This window comes from Streptomyces sp. NPDC046866 (assembly GCF_040704625.1).
Lineage (GTDB): Bacteria > Actinomycetota > Actinomycetes > Streptomycetales > Streptomycetaceae > Streptomyces.
In genome coordinates this window covers 1-17,480 of the sequence record NZ_JBEYXN010000036.1, presented here as the reverse complement: position 1 = coordinate 17,480, position 17,480 = coordinate 1, and the positions used below count along the sequence as shown (strand labels likewise).

18 protein-coding genes and 6 pseudogenes are annotated in these 17,480 nt (G+C 69.6%); 11 read left to right on the top strand and 13 right to left on the bottom strand.

The features are described from left to right. Positions 1–74: 74 nt before the first annotated feature. The 3 genes from AB0953_RS32560 to AB0953_RS32550 all read left to right on the top strand — a co-directional run bounded on the left by AB0953_RS32560 (position 75) and on the right by AB0953_RS32550 (position 2,451). A complete protein-coding gene (locus tag AB0953_RS32560; protein ID WP_366863185.1) occupies positions 75–296 on the top strand; it encodes a hypothetical protein in 222 nt (73 codons plus the stop codon). Between the two features lie 435 nt (positions 297–731). Then, positions 732–1,724, top strand: coding sequence for a hypothetical protein (locus AB0953_RS32555; RefSeq protein WP_366863184.1), 993 nt, complete (start codon positions 732–734; stop codon positions 1,722–1,724). 73 nt (positions 1,725–1,797) lie between these two features. Continuing rightward, positions 1,798–2,451, top strand: coding sequence for a class F sortase (locus AB0953_RS32550; RefSeq protein WP_366863183.1), 654 nt, complete (start codon positions 1,798–1,800; stop codon positions 2,449–2,451). A 265-nt stretch (positions 2,452–2,716) separates the two neighbouring features. Here the strand turns inward: AB0953_RS32550 and AB0953_RS32545 are convergent, their stop codons facing one another. Continuing rightward, positions 2,717–3,475: a hypothetical protein gene (locus AB0953_RS32545; protein WP_366863182.1), complete on the bottom strand. Its 759-nt coding sequence runs from the start codon at positions 3,473–3,475 to the stop codon at positions 2,717–2,719. A gap of 14 nt (positions 3,476–3,489) precedes the next feature. Here AB0953_RS32545 and AB0953_RS32540 point away from each other — a divergent pair, with 14 nt between their 5' ends. Then, positions 3,490–3,837 carry an HNH endonuclease family protein gene (locus tag AB0953_RS32540; RefSeq protein ID WP_366863181.1) on the top strand — a complete coding sequence of 116 codons (348 nt, stop codon included), beginning with the start codon at positions 3,490–3,492 and terminating at the stop codon, positions 3,835–3,837. A gap of 71 nt (positions 3,838–3,908) precedes the next feature. On the opposite strand, the gene AB0953_RS32535 is transcribed toward AB0953_RS32540, so the two are convergent. Both AB0953_RS32535 and AB0953_RS32530 read right to left on the bottom strand, forming a co-directional pair. Next, positions 3,909–4,247 carry a hypothetical protein gene (locus tag AB0953_RS32535; protein ID WP_366863180.1) on the bottom strand — a complete coding sequence of 113 codons (339 nt, stop codon included), beginning with the start codon at positions 4,245–4,247 and terminating at the stop codon, positions 3,909–3,911. Positions 4,248–4,697: 450 nt separating this feature from the next. Continuing rightward, a pseudogene (locus AB0953_RS32530) lies at positions 4,698–5,140 on the bottom strand (ATP-binding protein). A gap of 879 nt (positions 5,141–6,019) precedes the next feature. Between AB0953_RS32530 and AB0953_RS32525 the strand changes: the two are divergent. Beyond that, the gene (locus tag AB0953_RS32525; protein WP_366863179.1) at positions 6,020–6,364 is read left to right on the top strand and encodes a MerR family transcriptional regulator; all 345 of its coding nucleotides are present in this window, start codon (positions 6,020–6,022) and stop codon (positions 6,362–6,364) included. 233 nt (positions 6,365–6,597) lie between these two features. Next, on the top strand, positions 6,598–6,801 hold the full coding sequence (locus tag AB0953_RS32520) for a cold-shock protein (protein ID WP_019072426.1): 204 nt from the start codon (positions 6,598–6,600) through the stop codon (positions 6,799–6,801). A 960-nt stretch (positions 6,802–7,761) separates the two neighbouring features. Here AB0953_RS32520 and AB0953_RS32515 read toward each other — a convergent pair. Continuing rightward, positions 7,762–8,673 (bottom strand): NADP-dependent oxidoreductase, encoded by a 912-nt coding sequence (locus tag AB0953_RS32515; protein WP_366863178.1) that lies wholly within the window; start codon positions 8,671–8,673, stop codon positions 7,762–7,764. Between the two features lie 48 nt (positions 8,674–8,721). Beyond that, positions 8,722–9,048: an antibiotic biosynthesis monooxygenase family protein gene (locus AB0953_RS32510; RefSeq protein WP_366863177.1), complete on the bottom strand. Its 327-nt coding sequence runs from the start codon at positions 9,046–9,048 to the stop codon at positions 8,722–8,724. 98 nt (positions 9,049–9,146) lie between these two features. Here AB0953_RS32510 and AB0953_RS32505 point away from each other — a divergent pair, with 98 nt between their 5' ends. Then, positions 9,147–9,716, top strand: coding sequence for a TetR/AcrR family transcriptional regulator (locus AB0953_RS32505; RefSeq protein ID WP_366863176.1), 570 nt, complete (start codon positions 9,147–9,149; stop codon positions 9,714–9,716). Between the two features lie 151 nt (positions 9,717–9,867). Here the strand turns inward: AB0953_RS32505 and AB0953_RS32500 are convergent, their stop codons facing one another. Beyond that, positions 9,868–10,185 carry a hypothetical protein gene (locus AB0953_RS32500; RefSeq protein WP_366863175.1) on the bottom strand — a complete coding sequence of 106 codons (318 nt, stop codon included), beginning with the start codon at positions 10,183–10,185 and terminating at the stop codon, positions 9,868–9,870. Between the two features lie 635 nt (positions 10,186–10,820). Here AB0953_RS32500 and AB0953_RS32495 point away from each other — a divergent pair. Further along, positions 10,821–11,367 (top strand): annotated as a pseudogene (locus tag AB0953_RS32495) (transposase); the annotation flags it as partial. A gap of 204 nt (positions 11,368–11,571) precedes the next feature. Here the strand turns inward: AB0953_RS32495 and AB0953_RS32490 are convergent. Further along, entirely contained in the window at positions 11,572–11,745 is a 174-nt protein-coding gene (locus AB0953_RS32490; protein WP_366863174.1) for a CsbD family protein, read from the bottom strand. A 383-nt stretch (positions 11,746–12,128) separates the two neighbouring features. Between AB0953_RS32490 and AB0953_RS32485 the strand changes: the two genes are divergently transcribed. Both AB0953_RS32485 and AB0953_RS32480 read left to right on the top strand, forming a co-directional pair. Then, positions 12,129–12,323, top strand: coding sequence for a DUF1918 domain-containing protein (locus tag AB0953_RS32485; protein WP_366863173.1), 195 nt, complete (start codon positions 12,129–12,131; stop codon positions 12,321–12,323). 226 nt (positions 12,324–12,549) lie between these two features. Then, positions 12,550–12,894 carry a hypothetical protein gene (locus AB0953_RS32480; protein ID WP_366863172.1) on the top strand — a complete coding sequence of 115 codons (345 nt, stop codon included), beginning with the start codon at positions 12,550–12,552 and terminating at the stop codon, positions 12,892–12,894. A gap of 159 nt (positions 12,895–13,053) precedes the next feature. Here AB0953_RS32480 and AB0953_RS32475 read toward each other — a convergent pair. From AB0953_RS32475 to AB0953_RS32465, 3 genes and pseudogenes are all read right to left on the bottom strand, one after another. After that, a pseudogene (locus AB0953_RS32475) lies at positions 13,054–13,239 on the bottom strand (IS982 family transposase); the annotation flags it as partial. A 192-nt stretch (positions 13,240–13,431) separates the two neighbouring features. Then, the gene (locus AB0953_RS32470; protein ID WP_366863170.1) at positions 13,432–13,953 is read right to left on the bottom strand and encodes a GNAT family N-acetyltransferase; all 522 of its coding nucleotides are present in this window, start codon (positions 13,951–13,953) and stop codon (positions 13,432–13,434) included. A gap of 373 nt (positions 13,954–14,326) precedes the next feature. Continuing rightward, positions 14,327–14,482 (bottom strand): annotated as a pseudogene (locus tag AB0953_RS32465) (TetR family transcriptional regulator); the annotation flags it as partial. A gap of 668 nt (positions 14,483–15,150) precedes the next feature. Here AB0953_RS32465 and AB0953_RS32460 point away from each other — a divergent pair. Further along, complete coding sequence (locus AB0953_RS32460) at positions 15,151–15,513, top strand: STAS domain-containing protein (protein ID WP_366863169.1); 363 nt, start codon at positions 15,151–15,153, stop codon at positions 15,511–15,513. A gap of 467 nt (positions 15,514–15,980) precedes the next feature. Here AB0953_RS32460 and istB read toward each other — a convergent pair. From istB to AB0953_RS32445, 3 genes and pseudogenes are all read right to left on the bottom strand, one after another. After that, positions 15,981–16,653: pseudogene (istB, locus tag AB0953_RS32455) on the bottom strand (IS21-like element helper ATPase IstB). Continuing rightward, positions 16,650–17,152 (bottom strand): annotated as a pseudogene (locus AB0953_RS32450) (IS21 family transposase); the annotation flags it as partial. The pseudogenes AB0953_RS32450 and istB, both read right to left, overlap by 4 nt. A gap of 97 nt (positions 17,153–17,249) precedes the next feature. Beyond that, positions 17,250–17,480 (bottom strand): hypothetical protein (locus AB0953_RS32445; RefSeq protein ID WP_366863168.1); only part of this gene is annotated, 231 nt, incomplete at its 5' end.

Below are 17,480 nucleotides of genomic sequence, written 5' to 3'. Positions count from 1 at the left end.
AGGAGACTGAGGGTGGGACCCGCGCAGGTTCGTGACCGGCGGCTCGGGAGATGGCGGCGTCGGGGTGGTGCCGCATGAATCTTGATGTCGTCGTCACGGTGGTGATGGCTGTGGCAGCAGTGATGGGTGCCGTGTTCTTCCTTGGGCGGAAGGTGCTGAAGGGGACGGAGGTTCTGCTGCTGGAGCTGCTACCGGTCATCCGTGCTTTGGGCCGGGTCCGCAGTGCCTGGCGGCAGACCCGCGAGGTTGCCCCTCTCGCCGCTGATCGGGAGGAGGGCCCGCGTGCTCTCGGCTGACGTGTGGGCGGAGGTGCGCCGACAGCAGGCCGGGGGTACTCCGATCAAGCAGATCGCTCGCAGCATGCGCCTGGCGCCCAACACGGTGCGTCGCGCTATTCCCTCCGCTGGGCCCCTCTCTATCGGCGTCCTGTCCGGCCGTCGCTGGCTGCGCCGTTCGAAGGACGCATTCTCGGTTTGCTCAAGAAGGATCCGGAGATGAGTGCTGCTGAGATCGCCCGACGCATTGAGTGGTCGGCGTCCATAGCAGATCCCTCTGGTACCTCCGCTTTTGCTGTTACACGGCACGGACAGGAACCCGATCGTCCGGTCAAACAAGATCTGTAAATTTCTCTTCAGCAGCCCCGCCACACCTGACCCGGTGAACTCGACCGAACAGACTCAACGCGGCATGCGACTCTCCTCCACCTCCTCACCCACGCTTCAGGAGTCGTTATGCGTTCCGCCCTCGCCCTCCGCACTTCGCTCGTCACGGCCGTCGCCGCCGGCATGCTCCTCGCCCCCGCTGCCACCGCGGCGTTCGCCGTCACGAGCCAAGCGCCGACCACGACGTTCGCCGCCACCGGTGACAACAGCCGGTACGAGGGGCAGCCGGTGTACATAGGCGAGGGCCTGGTCGCGGTGCTGCGCAACAAGGCCGAGGGCCCCGAGGCCTGGATCCGCGCCGTCCCGAAGGACTGGAAGCAGGGCGACGAGTACCTGACCCGGGTGCTGTCCCTGTTGAACCGCAAGCAGACCACCACCACGGTCGACGGCCACCGGCTGGAACTGCTCGGCGCCACGACGGCCAACCCGGTCCTGAAGGTCACCCACGCCGGCACCTCCCGGTCCTACCCGCTGCCCAAGGGTGAGGCCGTTCCCACCCCCACGTGCGTCTCGGACGTCAAGGAGGTCCAGGTGGGCGCCGGCATGATCGCCGACCTGACCATGTCCTCGAAGGGCCCGAAGGCGGTCGTGCACGGCTCCGCCCCGGGTGACACCTGGTCGGAGACCCTGGACCGTACGCACCCCAAGGGTGGGGACGCCTTCTACCTGCGCATCGTGAACCCGAGCGGCGCCAAGCCGGTCTTCGAGTGGAAGACCCAGGGCGGCGAGGGGGTCCCGGTCGGCAAGGCCTCCTTCCCCGCGCTCCCCAAGGGCTGCGAGCTCGGCTACGAGGTCGTCGAGGACCAGTCGCCGGCGCCCGCGCCGAAGCCGTCCACCACGCCGGCCACCACCCCGACCGCCACCCCGGCCACCCCGAAGGCCCAGACCGCCGGTCAGACCAGGGTCGTCCCGCAGGGCCCGGTGGCCGCCGGCGCGGAGCTCCCCGTCCAGAGCGTGGCGGACTCCGACGACACCACCACGCTCGCCGCCGGTGCCGGACTGGTCGCGATCTGCGCCGCCTTGGGCGCGACCCTGCTGCGTCGCCGCCGCAACCACGGCTGACCGAACCGCTTCCCCCTGCCCACACGGCGGGTCGCCCATCGGCGGCCCGCCGTACCCGTTTCAGGAGTTCCCCATGGCCCGTACCGCCGTCCGTCCCGCCCTTCTTGCCGCCCGCGGCCCGGTCCTCGCCGTCGCCGTCGCCCTCTCCGCCGTGGCCGGCGCCACCGGCTGCGGGGCCCCGGCCGCTGGGAAGCCCGCGACCCCGGCGCCGTACGTCTCCCAGGCCTCCTCCGCCGCTGCGGCGATCCCGGCCCCTGCCGCGACAGCCTCCCCGCTGCCCGCCTCGGAGCCCGTCCGGGTGCGGATCCCCTCGGCAGGGGTGGACGCCTCCCCGGTCCTGGGGCTGGGACTGGCCGGCGACGGCACGGTCGAGGTGCCCTCCGTGGCGGACGGGGACAAGATCGGTTGGTACACGCAGGGCGTCACGCCCGGGGAAACCGGTCCCGCCGTACTGATCGGACACTTCGACACCGCGCGCGGCCCCGCCGTGCTCAAGGACGTCTCCAAGGTTCACACCGGTGACGAGATCACCGTCTCCCGCGCGGACGGCAGCACCGCCCTGTTCCGCGTCCGGGCATTGGAACAGGTGGACAAGAAGAACTTTCCGACCGCCAAGGTCTACGGCGACACCACCCGCCCCGAGCTGCGCGTCATCACCTGCGGCGGCGAAATCACCGAGGGCCACCGACCGGACAACATCATCCTGTACGCCGACCTCGTCAACTGACGCGCCAGGAGAATTCCCATCGGATCGTCCGACCGTACGGGAGCCATGAATTTCTTCCCGGCAGACCGCCGGAGCTCACTCGGATGAACCCGACAGGGACAACGCGGTGTGCGGCTCTCCTTCCTTTATCTGATCCTGTTTCTAGGAGTCGCCACGCGTAACGCCCTTCGTTCCGCCATCGCCACCGCCGTCTTCGTCGGCGCCCTCCTCGCCCCCTGCGCGGGCGCCGCGTTTGCGGCAGCGGCAGCCACGGCCACGGCCGAGTTCACCGACTGCCGAGTAGGCCCTCTCGGATCCGGTTGGCCGTGTCCCGCCTCTGCTGATGGGCCAGCAGTTGCCTAGGTGCTCGTCGGGCCACTGGGCACAGCCCGACCGGGGACGAGGCCAGCGGGGCACCACGCTGGGCAACGCGCGCCGCCTCACCCTGCCGCCCGCACCACGAACTGTGCCCTATTAGCGGCACATCCGCCGGCCGCTGATAGGGCACAGTCGCCATCGCGGAGACGGTCAGCTCCCGCTCCTCCTCGAACAGCAGCCTCCCCTCGACTCCCCGGGTTGAGGCGAACAGCCGGACGACCTTGCTGCGTCCGGCGAGCGCGAGCCGGGTACGCCAGTGGCCGTACCCGACCATGTCCCATACCCGCTGCCGCTCCCCGCGGTCGCGGGCGGCATCACGCAGACGCTGTTCGGCCTTGCGCTGCTCGAGCGGGTCGTCCAGGCGCGGCCGGAATTCCACCGCGAGATCGACGTGCAACAGCGACTCCCGGCCGGGATCGGCGTAGGCGCCCACCGCGCGAATCTCCTTGACCCACCACAGCGTCGCAGCGGGATCAGCGTTGACCGTCCGGGCGGCCTTGACCACGTTGGCGGCCAGCGCGTCGGCGTTCTTGCGGGTGGACGGCCTGCGGCCGGAGGCATGGGCCAGGCTCCGCCCCGCGGGGGTCAGGTCATCCTGTCCGAGGCCCTTGAGGCGCCTCAGGTCGCCGCGGATGCAAGCTGACCGGCGGGCTGTGGCGCTCGGCATACGACGACGTCCTCGTGTCCGACCCCGCCCGCCTCGGCGTAGACCATTTCGTCCCGCTGGCAGAAGTCCACGACTCCGGCGGCTACGCCTGGGACGCGGCCCGCCGCGAGGCCTACGCCAACGACCAGAACAGCCCCGACACCCTGATCGCCGTCTCCGCCGCCTCCAACCGCAGCAAGGCCGACAAGGACCCGGCGGAATGGCTCCCCACAGACAGCTCCTACCACTCCACCTACGCCGCGACCTGGGTGGGTACCGAGCTGCGCTGGAACCTGGCAGCAGACGAGGCTGAACGCCAGGCCCTCCTCGGACTCGCCGAGGACTGCCCCACCACCACCGTCGTCTACGAACCGGCCCCCTGACCGCCGGTTGCCCACGGCCCCCGCCCGGCCGGCTCCAAGCCATCCGGCCCGCCGCGCTGGGGTCCCCCCTTTCACGCCGCGCGGTCAGTCCCGGCCCGTAGCGTCGAAAGGCGACGGCCTGGAACGGCCGGGCCCCGCACGACGGGAGCGGCCATGGGCACGATCACCGGTGAGCAGCCGGCACCTGGACCGTCACCGATGCCTCGAGCCCCGTCGCCTCCCACGCAGCGGGCGGCGTCGTTGTTGGCGACGAGGGCCAGGTTCAGCTTGCCGACCGCGTGGTCGGGGTCGGCGGGGAAGTCGGTGAGGGCGGTGATCTGTCCGGCGCGGCGGCGCAGGTCAGCTGCGTTGTCGCGGGCCCAGGCGGTCACGGTGCGGTCGGCGGTGCGGGTGTCGCGTGACCCGCGCACGTGGCCGGGCCCGACCGTGTCCGGCCGGTCGCTTCAGGACGTGGTCGGCGTGGGACAGTTCCTGAATGTGAGCGGCTGTCCCTTCCAGCGGCAGAAGAGGGCGCAGAGCTCGGACACCCGCCGTGCGGGGCGTCCAGACGATCTTTGCTTTGCCTACTCCCTGGGCAAGGCCGGAGGCCAAAGCAGCGGCCCCCGCTGCAGTGCGCCGCCTCGACCACTCAAGGGGCGGCAGACCAGTCTTCGGAGCCCTCCTGTCGACCCGCGTCTGGCCTTCGGCTCGCCGGTGTCGCTGGTCGTCCAGATATCCGCAGGTATTCCTTCCGTGCCTCTGGGGCAGGCATCGGCCGCAGGGCCTGCTGGGGCGGGTAGGTGGAGGCGGTGGTGGTCCTGGCGTTGGGGTAGGCCGGGACCACCGGAGCCGGGACCGGCCCGGGGACGGTCTCCTGGGCTTCAACGAGGTCGGCTCATCGCGGGAACGCCGCCGTGCGGGCGACGTGCTGCAACGGCTCTACCGGGCAGGAAGGCACGTACGGTCTTGCCGCCTTTGGGGGCCCCGACCACATGGCTGGTGCGGGCGAGACGGTTGACCATGGGCCAGCCGAAGCCGCCGGTGCCGCGGTTCAGGTCGGGGGTGCGCATGCGCGTGCCTGCGGGCTCGGGTCGTGGACGGCCACCTCGAGCTGTCCGGGTGGGCGGTCAGTTCCAGGGTGCAGGTGCCGCTGGCGTGGAGCAGGGCGTTGGTGACCAGTTCCGACACGACCAGGACCACGGTGTCGGCGGACTCGGCTCCGAGCGGGGGCAAACAGGACCTCGAGGAAGTCTCGGGCTCGCTCGCGAGCGCCGGCGATGGCAGCGGAGCAGGCGGCCGCGACGTGGACGCTCATCATGCGCATCAACTACACCTCGGTCCCCTGAAGCGCCCCGCCCGGGGCCTGTCACCCAGTGCTTGTGCCCCGTCCAGGGGGGCACGACCCCGCGGCGGTCGCCTCTGCGTTCTTCGGTGCCGCTGTTCGAGGTCGATTACCTCGTCCTCGAACCTACGAAAATCTATGTTGGCCGAGGTAGACATTGCCGGGCGGTGCCAGTATGGTTTCTCTCGTATCCCGAAGAGATCGAAGGGCTCGGCAGAGACGAACTGCCGGGCAGCAAGACCGCAACACCCGCAGTTGCAGTGCGCACAACGGTGCGGTGACGGAGTTTCGAAGCCAGGTTGGTTGCAGGACGGCGACGGGACTGGTGACCGGACCGGGTGGCCCGCAGTGATCAGGGGCCGCCGCAAGCAGTACCGCAGTTAACGCAGCGGCAGTAAGTGCAGTCGGCAGTACCCAGCAGTGAAGTCAGTCAGCGGTACCTCGGTGAAGGCGTCGGCTGCGGGCGCGCGCACCGGGGAGTCCGGCAGTGGGGTTCCTGAGCCCGAGCAGACGCAGGATGGGCGACGGGGCTGGCTGCCGGAACGTGGCGCTAGGTGAGGCCACGAGCAGTACGCAGTACCCGTTGGTAAGGCAGTTGATCACCGAGGGAAGAACGGAGGAACGAGACGCCATCAGGATCGCCCGGGAGGAAGTTGGATCCCGGGTACCGCAGGACATCGATAGTGAGGTGGTCTCCGGTCAAGCAACCGCGATCCCCGCAGCCCCGACAGCATTCCGGTCGAGGCAGCGGACACAGAAGGCCGACGCACGATCAGGGTCGGCAGATGGTGTAGCAGTTCCTTCGGGGCCCTGGTGCCATAGGCGCCAGGGCCCCTCCACGCGTTCCACAAGAGAGGTTCCATGACAGCACCCGATCCGACAGGCCCGCTCGACGACCATTTGGACGACGACGACTACCCCGCCTACACCATGGGCCGAGCCGCGGAAATGCTCGGCACCACCCCGGGCTTCCTCCGCGCCATCGGCGAAGCCCGCCTCATCACCCCGCTCCGCTCCGCCGGCGGACACCGCCGCTACTCCCGCTACCAGCTCAGGATCGCCGCCCGAGCCCGCCAGCTCGTCGACCAGGGCACCCCGATCGAGGCCGCCTGCCGGATCGTCATCCTCGAGGACCAGCTCGAAGAAGCTCAGCGACTCAACGCCGAATACCGCCGCGCCGCCGAAGACCATCCGGCCGCACCCTGACACGACCTGCCGTCAGAGGACGGCGCGGGGGCGCTTCTGTGACGCGGCCTCTCTGGTCTGGTGACAGCGGGTGTGTGCGTGTACCGTCTGGGTCAGCTGTCGTGGTTCGGACGTTGCCGTTACGCCCACGCCTTCGGCGTGGGTCTTTTGCTGTGCTGTGCCGCAGGAACCAGGGCGATCACCTCCGCCTCCCGCATGGTGCGGGAGGCGTCCATCGACTGGAAGGCATGGATATGGCTACGGGCACTGTGAAGTGGTTCAACGCGGAGAAGGGCTTCGGCTTCATCGCGCAGGACGGTGGCGGCCCGGACGTCTTCGCCCACTACTCGGCGATCAACTCCTCCGGCTTCCGTGAGCTCCAGGAGGGCCAGGCCGTGACGTTTGACGTCACCCAGGGCCAGAAGGGCCCGCAGGCGGAGAACATCAACCCGGCCTGACCATCCCCACCCCCGCCCGCAGATCCGCGCCTACGCGCTCGCTCGAAGCGAAGCGCCTCAGGCAGCGAACGAGCACACATGACGCGGGCGGCGGCCGGAGGTAGGAGGAACGAGATCGGGGCCGCGCAGCTCTTGCCGCGCGGCCCCAATCCATGTTCGCGCTGGCAGCAGAGACGTCTTTGCCCCGCCCGGCGACGGCAGGCGTGCAGTGTCGCGGGTGCCCGCGTGCAGCCAGGCCAAGAGGCAGCGGGTCAACCAAGTGCGAGATGCCACACCCGCCCCGCCAGCCGACGGATGCTGACCGCTGACCTGCGCGCCCTGTATCCGCACGGCATCGCGGACCAGGCGGTGCTGCGCGTGCTGACCCGGAAGCGGTCCGCCTCCCCGTACGAGCGGGCTCGTCTCGCCGCCGTGACGCTGACCGCCCACGTCCACGCGCTCCGCCGCGCGGACCGCCTGAACTCCCCGGCCCCGCCCGCGCACCACACCGTGCCGGCCACCCCGAGCCCGCGCCCGAGCTTGCGCCCCGGGCGGAGGGCCGGCCGGGACCCGGAGCCGATGACGGACGTCGCCGCGGTGGAGCTGCCCAGCCGGGCGCTGGAGGCCGCCGCCGTTCGAGATGGCCGCCCGGCTCCAGGCCGGGATCCGGGAACGAGCCGCCGCCCGCCGCCCTTGCCAGGCGCGTTCCACGTCCCCGTCGCGGGCAGCGGACCCTCGGTCCAGTACGACGCGAGGGTGCCGACCCCGTCGGGTGCCTCGGCAGCGGCCCGGGCGGCTGCCTGGGCTTCGGCCGGCTCCTGTGTGAGCACGTCCAGGTTCGCCTTCGGGCACAGCATGGCGATGACGGTCTCGCCACCGGTACCTCGACGCCTTACATGCTTGCGGTCGGCAGTACCGTCGGCCGCAGGCCGTATGGCCGGCCGCCTGTGTGGCGGGCCTCAGGGCGTCCCGTGAGGGCGGTCAGGGCAAGAGGATGACCTTGCCGCGGTTGCGGCGGTTGTCGAGGTCGTCCTGGGCCTTTGCGGCTTCCTTGAGGGGGTAGGTCCGCCAGATCTCCACCGTCAGCTTGTCGGCGGCGGCGAGGGCGGCGAGCTCGGGGAGGGCTTCTGGGGCGCGGTCGGCGGGGTCCATGCCGGTCAGGCGCACGCCGTGCTGGGCGGCGTTCATGTCGGCGATCGTGATCACGCGGTCGGGACCGCCCGCCAGGTCGACGGAGTCGGCAAGGACGCCGGCTCCGGAGGTGTCGAACACCGCATCCACACCCTGCGGGGCGGCGGCGCGGACCCGTTCGCGCCAGCCGGGTCCGTAGGGGACGACGGTCGCGCCCAAGGCGGTGACCCGTTCCACGTCGCCTGCGCCGGCGGTGCCGACGACGGTGATGCCGCGCGCCGTGGCCAGCTGGACGGCGATGGCGCCGACGCTGCCGGCCGCTCCATGGATGAGCAGGGTCCGGCCGGGGGCCAGGTCCAGGTGCTTCAGGGCGCGGAAGGCCGTCTCGCCGACGGTGGGCAGCGCGGCCGCGATCTCCCAGGGCAGGGCGGCGGGCTTTGCCACCGGGGCGGGCATCAACACGTACTCGGCGTACGAGCCGCCCGGTGCCACGCCGAACACCTCGTCGCCGACGGTGAAGCCGGCGACGGCTTCACCCATGGCGTCGATGACGCCAGCGGCGTCCAGGCCCGGGACGATCGGGAACTGGGCGGGGAAGACGCCGGCGAGGTCGCCGCGGCGGATCTTGTTGTCGAGCGGGTTGACGCCCGCGGCCTTGACCTTCACCCGCACCTCCTGGGGCGCGGGCTCGGGGAGGTCGGTCTCGGTGACGGTGAGGACGTCCGGGCCGCCGAAACGGTCGTAGCTGATGGTGAACGGCATGAGCAGGTCTGCTTTCGTGTGAGGGGGAGGGAGTGGGGCCCGGCAGGGTCAGGCGGTTGCGGTGACCTGGAAGGCGATCTCGTAGGGCTGGCCTTCATGGGGGAAGTTGGTGATCGCGCCGCGCTGGTCCATCACCGCGCCGTTGGCTCCGAAGGCTTCGTATGCCTCGCGGTCGGCCCACTGGGCGTAGTTGATGACCCGCGTGCCGTCCGCGCTGACGTGGACGGTGGAGGAGAGGAAGCCGGGCTGGTGGCGCACCACGGTCACGACGAAGGCGCGGATGGCCTCGACCAGCTCCTCCCGTCGGGAGGGGTCGGGGGTGAAAGTGACGATGACGGTGAAGGTGTCGGAGTGAGCGTCGATGGTGACGGCCATGTCGTGCCTCTTCGGTGGTTGCCGGGGTCTGCCTGACCCACGAACAAGCGAACACATTGGATGATTCCAGGAAAGCATACGACCCGTATGATTGCGATGTGACGCCTGCCGCCTTCGACCGACCCAACCCGTCCAATCCCCGGGTCCAGCGCACCCGCGCCCGCATCCTCACGGTCGCCCGGGAACTCCTCGCCGAGGTCGGCCCCACCGCGCTGACCTACTCGCTGCTGGCCGAACGAGCCCAAGTGACCCGCCAGACCCTCTACCGACACTGGCCCACGAGAGAGGCGATGCTGGCGGACGTCATGCTGGAATCAGGCGACGCCGCCAGCTACCCGACGCCCGGAACAGATGCGCGCAAGGTGCTCACCGCCTACCTGCACAGCCTGCGCCAGGGCCTGAGCGACACAGCCACCGCCAGCGCGCTGATGGCACTGGCCGCCCAGGCAGACCGGGACCCCGACGCCGCCCAGGCCCTGACCCGGATCAGCCAGGACCGCCACCAGGCGCTCAACGAACTCCTGGCCCCCTCCGGAGTCCAGATGACGGCCGACGAGTTCACGCTGCTCATCGGACCGGTGATGTTCCGCCGCTTCCTCGACCGCGAGCCCCTGACCGACGCCTACATCGAGACCGTCGTCACCCGCTGGCTGACCACGACCCAGTAGGTGGCGCTCGGGCACCGATGCCGCGTGGCTCGCGGATAGAAGCATCCGCCGCCAGGGATAGGGCACCCGAATGCGCCGCTCAGAGACGAAGAGGTGCGCGGACAACCGCAGCGGTCCGGAACGACTATCCGCTCATGAGAAGGGGCAGCACCTATTCCTCGTCACCGAGCTGGTACAGCGTGCAGACCTCGATGCGGATCGAACCCTCATCCATGGCAGCGAGGTAATCGCGGGTCACCTCACCCGCCTCACGGAACGCCGCCTGGGACCGCTCCGAGTCTTCCCTGGTGATCCAGTCCACCGAGATGCTCCACTCGCCCTCATCGGAGACCACGGTGCGGCGGCTGCCGGCCACGTAACCGGGTTGGGTCGGCTGGAACTCCCGGTCCATCCGGAAGGCCGCTTTCAGGAAGTCTTTGGTGTCGACCCCGTCCTTCAACCGGAACCGCACGATCTCCGTGTACAGCACGGTTCCTCCTCCGCATCGCAGCAACACCCGAACCGCCAGTGGTAGCGGCTATAGGCCGAGACAGTCCTGGAAACCTAGGCCAATGCCGAACCGCGCGGCTTGGTGACGGAAGCTGACATGCCTAGATTCACTCGGGCCAGCCACGCCGATCACTCACGCGGCGTACAGGGCCGCGCGCAGGGCGGTTCTGGCTGCCGGCCCAGGCGACGGGTGGGGCCTGCGGGCGGGGCTTGATGGTCTGTTCGCTCATGCTGCTGCCTGTCGTTCCGTCGGGTCCGGCGGGTGGGTGCGGGCGGCGCGGCGCAGTTCGACGCCGCCGGCCCGCCACGGCGGAGGCCGCCCAGTAGGGGTGGGTGCACCGGTTCCCGGAGAGGACGATCAGCCGGCGCCGCAGAACGGTCGTGCCCTCCCCGGCGGGGGTGTGCGCGAGGTCTGCGTAGGTCTGCTGCCACGCCCCTCGGAGAGCGAGGACGTGGGCGTGGACGACGTCACGCGGTTCGGCCAGGGGCCGGCCGCGGCCGTCGGTTGACCATCCGCTGATCCACCCGCCGCCCGCTGCCAAGTGTTCTCCCGGGGGCCGGCGCCGACAGGTGGCCAGCCCCGTTTTGTGTCCTCCGCAGGGGTGAATCCGGCCCTTGCGTACGCGTAGGTTTACGTGGAGTTGGATTGTTCCGGACGGGCTGTGGGAGATCGCGAAGCCGCTGATCCCACCTTCGAGGGTGCGGCCGCAGGGCGGCTGACGCAGGACACGCCTGATGAGACGTTGTTCGCCGCGATCGTTTACGTGCTGGTCAGCGGTGTGCCCGGCGGGCCCTGCCACCCTGCTTCGGGATATCGAAGTCCACGGCCCACCGCCGGTTCCTGATCTGGTCGAGGGCGGGGGCTGGGGCTGTTTGCACGAAGAGATCCTGTACCGGCTCGACGACGCCGGGTCCTCGATCTCTCCCGAGCAGTCCTCGACTCCGCGCACGTGCTGGCCAAAAAGGGGGCGAACTCACAGGTCCGAGCCCCGTGGACCGGGGCAAGCCTGGCTCCAAGATGCACGTCCCGTCGGATGCGGCCGGACTGCCCCTCCTCGTCGGCGTCTCGGCCGCCGATACACACGACAGCCAGGCCCTGAAGCCCATGGTGCTCGGTCACCAAACGAGACACGACCCCCATCGCGGCCGTCATCTCAAGCCCATCGGCGTCCTGTCGAGGCTCCGCTCATCACTGCCTGGTGGCCGACGGGTGACCGGTCGGCTGGGCCCGTAGGGAGTTCTCGTCGATCCGCGGTGGCCGGGCCGGTTACCGGCCCTCGACGGCTGGGTTGGGGGGTGTAGTGCGGCCCCCGACCCTGGGGGAGTGGGTCGGGGGCCGCACCGTGGACAGGACGCGCGTCCGCGGTCAGTGGCGGAAGGTGTCCTTGGTCTTTTCCTTGGCCTGGCGGGCATCGCCCTTGGCCTGTTCGGCGCGGCCTTCGGCGGTCATCCGCTCGTTGCCCGACACACGTCCGAGGGCTTCCTTCGTCTTGCCCTTGGCCTGCTCGGCGGTGGCCTTGGTCTTCTCGGTGCCCGACATGGGGACCTCCTCGTGTTGTACCGGATCGGTCGTGACCGCTCTCCTGCTCGCATCCGCGCCGGTCAAACGTGGGACCTGTGTTGTGCCGGGTCGGTGGGGCTGGAGCCGGGCAGGTGGCCAAGCCCTCAGGGCACGCTCTACAGCGCCACATCCTCCACCTGCGCGAGCTGCGCGCCGGCCGCATTCCCGCCCAGCTCGAAGCCCCCTCGAAGTAGCCGAGCCCAGCAAGATCGATCTCATCCGGACACCTGTGGCCCGACTTCGCACAGCCGGTTTCACCGTCACGGGTTCACCAGTTGGCAGGAACATCTCGGTGTTCGCGCTGGCGAGGACGGCCTGCTGGGTATGAGTCCAGCTCACGGCGTCTGGAGAGAGGCGACAGGATGCGGGCCAGCGTAGGCGACAGGCTCCTTGTCCACGGCAGGGTTGCAGGCCAGCACGATCGGTGGGCCGAGGTCATCGAGGTGCTGGGGCGCGAGGGTACGCCGCCCTACCGGGTGCGACTCGAAGACGGACACGAAACCCTGATGTCGCCGGGCCCGGACACCGTCGTCCGGCCTTCCACCGACGAGGAGTAGGGCGACTTCCTCCCCGGCCTGCACCCTGGCGCCCGTCCCAGCTCTGCGGCCGGGGCTGGAACGAACGCTCAGAGGGTAAGTGGGCGATGGCGGGGTCGGGATGTGCGTCCGTTTGGCGGGTGCAGGGTCGATTCGCCATCATGCGTGCGGGTGACGGGGGCCGTATCCGCGTGCCCGGCAGGCATGATCGCAGCGGCAACGATCCCGTCAGCAGGAAGGCCTCGTCATGCGTCTGCGTTCCGTTCTCACCACCGTCCTCGGTGCTGCCCTGCTCGCCGTCTCCGTCTCCACACCCGCTTCCGCAGCGTCAGGACGGTTCCTTTACGACTACGTCACCGTCGAGGGCTACGACACCACCGGCTTCCTTATCGATCCTGCCGACAACGAGTGCATCAACCTGCCCGGCGTCGGCCAGGAGAACCCCGAGCCCGGCCACACGCCGCGCAACCGCACCGACACCTGGGCAACAGTGTTCACCGGCACCGACTGCGAAGGTGACTCCTTCCGCCTGCGCCCCCACACCGGCGGTGCCTCGGAGCGGCTCAAGGTCCGATCGGTCGTCTTCGGCTGAACCAGTACAACGCGCGGGGCGCCGGGTCGGCCCAGCGACGGCAGAAGCCGGGCCGGCCGCGGCGGGTGCCGGTGAACCGCCGGGGCCGCGTACGCCACCCATCCAGTGGGTGTCGAACCAGAAGTCCGTATCGACGGCGAGCATGCGTATCGCCTTCCTCACCAGCGGCAACGAGGGCCTGAGGCGCTTGTTGTACCCGGACTGCTGCGGCAGGTACGGCAACATCGATGCCAGGTGCGCGTTCGCGTACCGCAGCCAGCGCGTCTCAGAATGGAAGCCGAGCAGCGCCTGCGCGACCGTGAGGGCAACCCACTCGGCGTCGGTCAGCCGCGGCGGCCTACCCATCCACCGACCGATCTCCAGCTCGTCATCGATCTTCACGTGCAGTGCGGTCAGCAGGGGTGTCCAGGTCGTCCGTCACCCAGCGATCTTGAACACCCTCTGTGCATTCCCCGACGCGCCGTCAAGCGGCGATGCTGCTCAGCCCACGCGAGGTGCCTGGGCCACACAACTTCGCTCCCGCCGGTAGCCGGGCGGCTACTCGCCAGCCGCTGAAAGGTCCATCCGCCACACGTTCGAGCGGATGAAGTGCCCCTTGGGGTACTCGAAATCACACTCCTCAACGAGTTCGAGCCCCGCCTTCCGGCATACCGCATTCGACGCGACATGGTGGACAGAGGGAAAAGCATGCAGAAAACGATGCCTGCCATCCGCCTTGGCCTTGCCGACGACCGCGACGGTCGCCGCTACCGCCAGGCCGCGCCCTTGGAACTCCGGCAGGATCCCATAGCCCGTCTCATAGGCTGGCTCGCCGCCCCACTCGTGGTCCCAGAAGCCAGTCGACCCCACCACCTGCCCTTCCGGCAGCAGCACAACCCGAAACATGGTCCCGTTCGCATCGGGGTCGAGATAGCGCCGGTGCCGCTCGACGAGCTGTTCCTCGGTCTCCGGGCCGCCGAGGTGTTCGGTCATCTCGGGCATGTTGCTCTTGCGGAGCAGGTCCAGGTCGCCCTCAGACCAGTATTCAAGGCCTACTTGGGGAACGGCGATCGATGGCATGACAACAAGATAGGGGCGAGGTGTGACAACGCCCAGCCACGAGCATGATCAGTTCGGCTGCCCCGCGTGCGGCCGAACACATCGGACTTGATCATCTAGGTGCACACCAAGGATCGGCGATGGCATAGTCAGCCTTCTTCAGTCAGTCGTGGTGGCTGCGCCGTCGGCGGCCGGCGCTCTCGCTGTCCCCGCTGCCGGGACTTTGACGCGTCGGGCGGCCACGTCCTGGCGAGGTCGTGCACAACAACGCCCAGGTCCACATGGACCAGGCGGCCGCCATTGCCACCGACGTCCAGCCCCGCCTCTTTGTCGCGGGCGGGCAAGCAGTGGTGGGGCTGGAGGGCTCCGGCTGTGTGCCCGCCGGCATGGCGTGTCAGACGATGGCGAGCCGGTCCACCACCAGCTCCACCCTGAGTTCGGCGCCCCCGGGCGGCAGCCGTCCCGCCCGGGTCAGGGTTGCCAGTCCGTGCAGGGTCGCCCAGAACACCTCGGTGAACACCCCCGGGTGGACGCCGTCCCCGGCGACCTCGCGCTGGCGCCCGCCGTTCGCGGCGGGCGCCGTCGTGTGTCGTCGTCGAGCGAGTCACCCGCAGCAGCCTGGCTTCGGCCCCTGCTGAGGAGGATGCAGCCGGCCTGACAGACACACACTGGTCGGACGGTCAGCTCTCGGCACGAGCCCGCTGAGGGGCGGCACGGCCCCATCCATCCCCCTACACAAGCTGCGCACCGATGCGGGAACCCGCCCCTCACCGACACGCGCTCTCGCCACCCCCACCACCAAGGTCCCTGGCGACGGCCGCCGCACCGCCCCCCGGCACACTCACGATGGGGGCCTCCATGTCCGGTTGTGCAGCGCCCTCCCGGACAGCGGTGGCGCCACGGCCCCTTCAGCCGGTTCGGTTAAATGGAGAGGCAATGCATCTCACACGTGGGGTGTCTCATGTGGCCTGGGAGGTGACATATGCCTCGCGTGGGGGATCACACGGGGCCGGGGCTTGACCGGGGTGACTGTAGGTGTGGGACGCTCGAAGGACGAAGAGACGGCCGGTACCTGCTGCCCGCGGGCGCCGGTTTACGGGTTCCGGGCATCGCCCCCATCACGGGCATTCGGTCCCCGCCATTGCTGTCGGGCACCCTCTTGTGACGGGTGTGCGATTGCCTTTGGGCTCATGACCCCCTCGATTGGGGGCGCCCACCATGACCACCGCCACTACCCGCTTCGACGGCGAGACGGCTGTTATCACACCCACCGGAGACATCGACTTCTACGCGCTGCCCGATCTGCTGGCCGCAGGCCGACACCTGCCCGCCTTCATCACCCGCGTCGAGTGGGACTTCCAACACGTGTCGTTCATGGCCGTCGCCGGCCTGCACCTGCTGCACCACCAGCGCACCTCCTGCCGCGAGTCACACCGCACCCTGACGGTGACCGGCTTGAACACCCAGCCCCACCGCCTGCTGACGACGGCGGTGGAAGCGATCCCCGAGGAATCCTGGAGCGACTTCCTCCCCGACGCCCGCACCATGACCACCCGGCCCAGCTCGACCCCAAGCGCCTGAACGCCTGGAAGCCTAGGGACGGCCGTCGATACCGCAGCAGAGCCTTGCCCGGCACCGCGCACCGGCACCCCGCACCAGAGCCAGCGGGCTGTCTCGGCGTACTCATGAGAGTGCTCCACCCAGTACGGAGACCTGTGCACCAGTCTTTGTCACCGAAGCCGCGCTTCACGGAGCGAGTAGGGTCCCGTCGAAAGGGGGGCGTCATGGAATCACTCGGGAACCTGTTCATGGCCGCGGCTTGGGGCATTCCCCTGGCCACCTTGCTGGGTGGGGTGATCGCCGTTGCGGCCGTCACACGTTGGCGCCGCCGTGAAATCAGCGCTCTGAAGAGGGCAGATGAAGAGCAAGGTGGATCGGCCCTCGCGGTGTCCGGCCGATAGGGAGGCTGTGAGGGCCAGGCGAGGCGATCCTCCGACGAGAGAGTCTGCGACACCAGGCCAGCGTCTCCGCAGGTCGAGGCCCGTCCTTCAGGCTGCCTCGTGACGGTCTCGTTCGATGGCGGCCAGCCGGTTCTTGAGGCGGTGGCTGTTGCGTTGATGGAGACGACCTCGCAGTGGTGCAGGAGTCGGTCGAGGATCGCGGTGGCGAGGACTTCGTCACTGAAGACCTGGCCCCATTCTCCGAAGGCCTTGTTCGAGGTCAGGATGATCGAGCCCCGCTCGTCGTGCTTGGAGATGACTCGGAAGACCAGGTTCGCCTCGGCCCGCTCGAGCGGCTGGTATCCCACCTCGTCGACCACGAGGACGGCCGGGTCGGAGATAGCTGGTGAGCTTGCTCATCAGTCGGCCTTGGTCCTCGGCGGCTTTGAGGTGGCGGACCATGTCGTCGAGGCTGGTGAAGTAGATCGAGTAGCCGGCTCGGCAGGCCGCGACCGTGAGGGCGACGGCAATGTGGGTCTTGCCGACTCCGGGCGGTCCCAGCAGGGCGACGTTGGCTTTGTCCTCGACGAAGGACAGGGTGGCCAGGTCTTTGACCTTCCGTCACCGCGAGTTCCTCGGAAAGAACCAGGTCGAGCAGGTCGAGGTGGCCCATCTTCGCCTCGTCGGCCCGCTGGACGTAGTGACTCAGGGACTCGCCCAGGTGCGACAGCCCGAGGCGGGCGGCGGTGGTGCGGATGCGGGTGCTGGTCAGCTCGCTCAACGGGCGTCCTTGGTCCGGGCGGACGGGTTGAAGGGCCGGGTGCCGGTCAGCTCGTCATAGACCGACGGCGGCCGGCGGCCGACCTCGGCGTGGGCGGCGGCAGCCCGGCTGAGAAGAGCCTGCAGCGGTCCTGTCTGCTGGTTGCGGCGGGGGAGGGCAAATCGTCACCCCTGGTGACGCGGCGGCCGGCGCCGGTGGGCAGACCGTCCCAGTGCTTCTCGTCCACGACGCGGGTTCCGCGGCCGACCGCCCGCGGATGGATGGCCAGCAGCGTCAGCCCGCCAGCATCGGGGACGGTCGAGCGCAGGCTGACCTGCGATTTCGTGACACGGACCTCAACCAGCTGGCGAGGGTGAACCTTTCGGGCAGGCACCGAGTAGAGGTTCGCGTCGAAAGCGACCAGGCAGTCCTTGCCGACGTGCCGCAGATACCGCTGGGCAACGACATAGGGGGTCTGGGGCAGCTGCCTCAGGGCCGTGTGATCGCGAGCGGCCCGGTGTCGGCATATACCCGAACGTGGCCAGTGAGGTACAGCGGTACGTCCCCACCCTGAAGGTGGCCGTGCGCACGTCGGGGAGCCAGGGCCACCCGGCTTCTCAGGCCCGCAGGGATGCCAACCACCGTTCGGCGCGGCCCTGTTTGTCGGAGTCTCCAGAGCGGCGGGCGTGCGCCAGGAGTCGGGCGCGCAGTGGCTCGGGCAGGCCGGCGACGTCCCGCTTCTGGCGCGGGCGGGTCTTCCAGCCCATCAGATGCCGCACGGCCCCGGCGTCGTGCCGCTCCTCGGCCCGTGGGCCGGCCAGGGCGGCGAGCAGGTCGTCGATCGGCAC

Bases quoted from the DNA above. Each gene is read 5' to 3' on its own strand.
- AB0953_RS32560 (WP_366863185.1), top strand. From the start codon at position 75: ATGAATCTTGATGTCGTCGTCACGGTGGTGATGGCTGTGGCAGCAGTG.
- AB0953_RS32555 (WP_366863184.1), top strand. From the start codon at position 732: ATGCGTTCCGCCCTCGCCCTCCGCACTTCGCTCGTCACGGCCGTCGCC.
- AB0953_RS32550 (WP_366863183.1), top strand. From the start codon at position 1,798: ATGGCCCGTACCGCCGTCCGTCCCGCCCTTCTTGCCGCCCGCGGCCCG.
- AB0953_RS32545 (WP_366863182.1), bottom strand. From the start codon at position 3,475: ATGCCGAGCGCCACAGCCCGCCGGTCAGCTTGCATCCGCGGCGACCTG.
- AB0953_RS32525 (WP_366863179.1), top strand. From the start codon at position 6,020: ATGACAGCACCCGATCCGACAGGCCCGCTCGACGACCATTTGGACGAC.
- AB0953_RS32520 (WP_019072426.1), top strand. From the start codon at position 6,598: ATGGCTACGGGCACTGTGAAGTGGTTCAACGCGGAGAAGGGCTTCGGC.
- AB0953_RS32515 (WP_366863178.1), bottom strand. From the start codon at position 8,673: ATGCCGTTCACCATCAGCTACGACCGTTTCGGCGGCCCGGACGTCCTC.
- AB0953_RS32510 (WP_366863177.1), bottom strand. From the start codon at position 9,048: ATGGCCGTCACCATCGACGCTCACTCCGACACCTTCACCGTCATCGTC.
- AB0953_RS32490 (WP_366863174.1), bottom strand. From the start codon at position 11,745: ATGTCGGGCACCGAGAAGACCAAGGCCACCGCCGAGCAGGCCAAGGGC.
- AB0953_RS32485 (WP_366863173.1), top strand. From the start codon at position 12,129: ATGCGGGCCAGCGTAGGCGACAGGCTCCTTGTCCACGGCAGGGTTGCA.
- AB0953_RS32480 (WP_366863172.1), top strand. From the start codon at position 12,550: ATGCGTCTGCGTTCCGTTCTCACCACCGTCCTCGGTGCTGCCCTGCTC.
- AB0953_RS32470 (WP_366863170.1), bottom strand. From the start codon at position 13,953: ATGCCATCGATCGCCGTTCCCCAAGTAGGCCTTGAATACTGGTCTGAG.
- AB0953_RS32460 (WP_366863169.1), top strand. From the start codon at position 15,151: ATGACCACCGCCACTACCCGCTTCGACGGCGAGACGGCTGTTATCACA.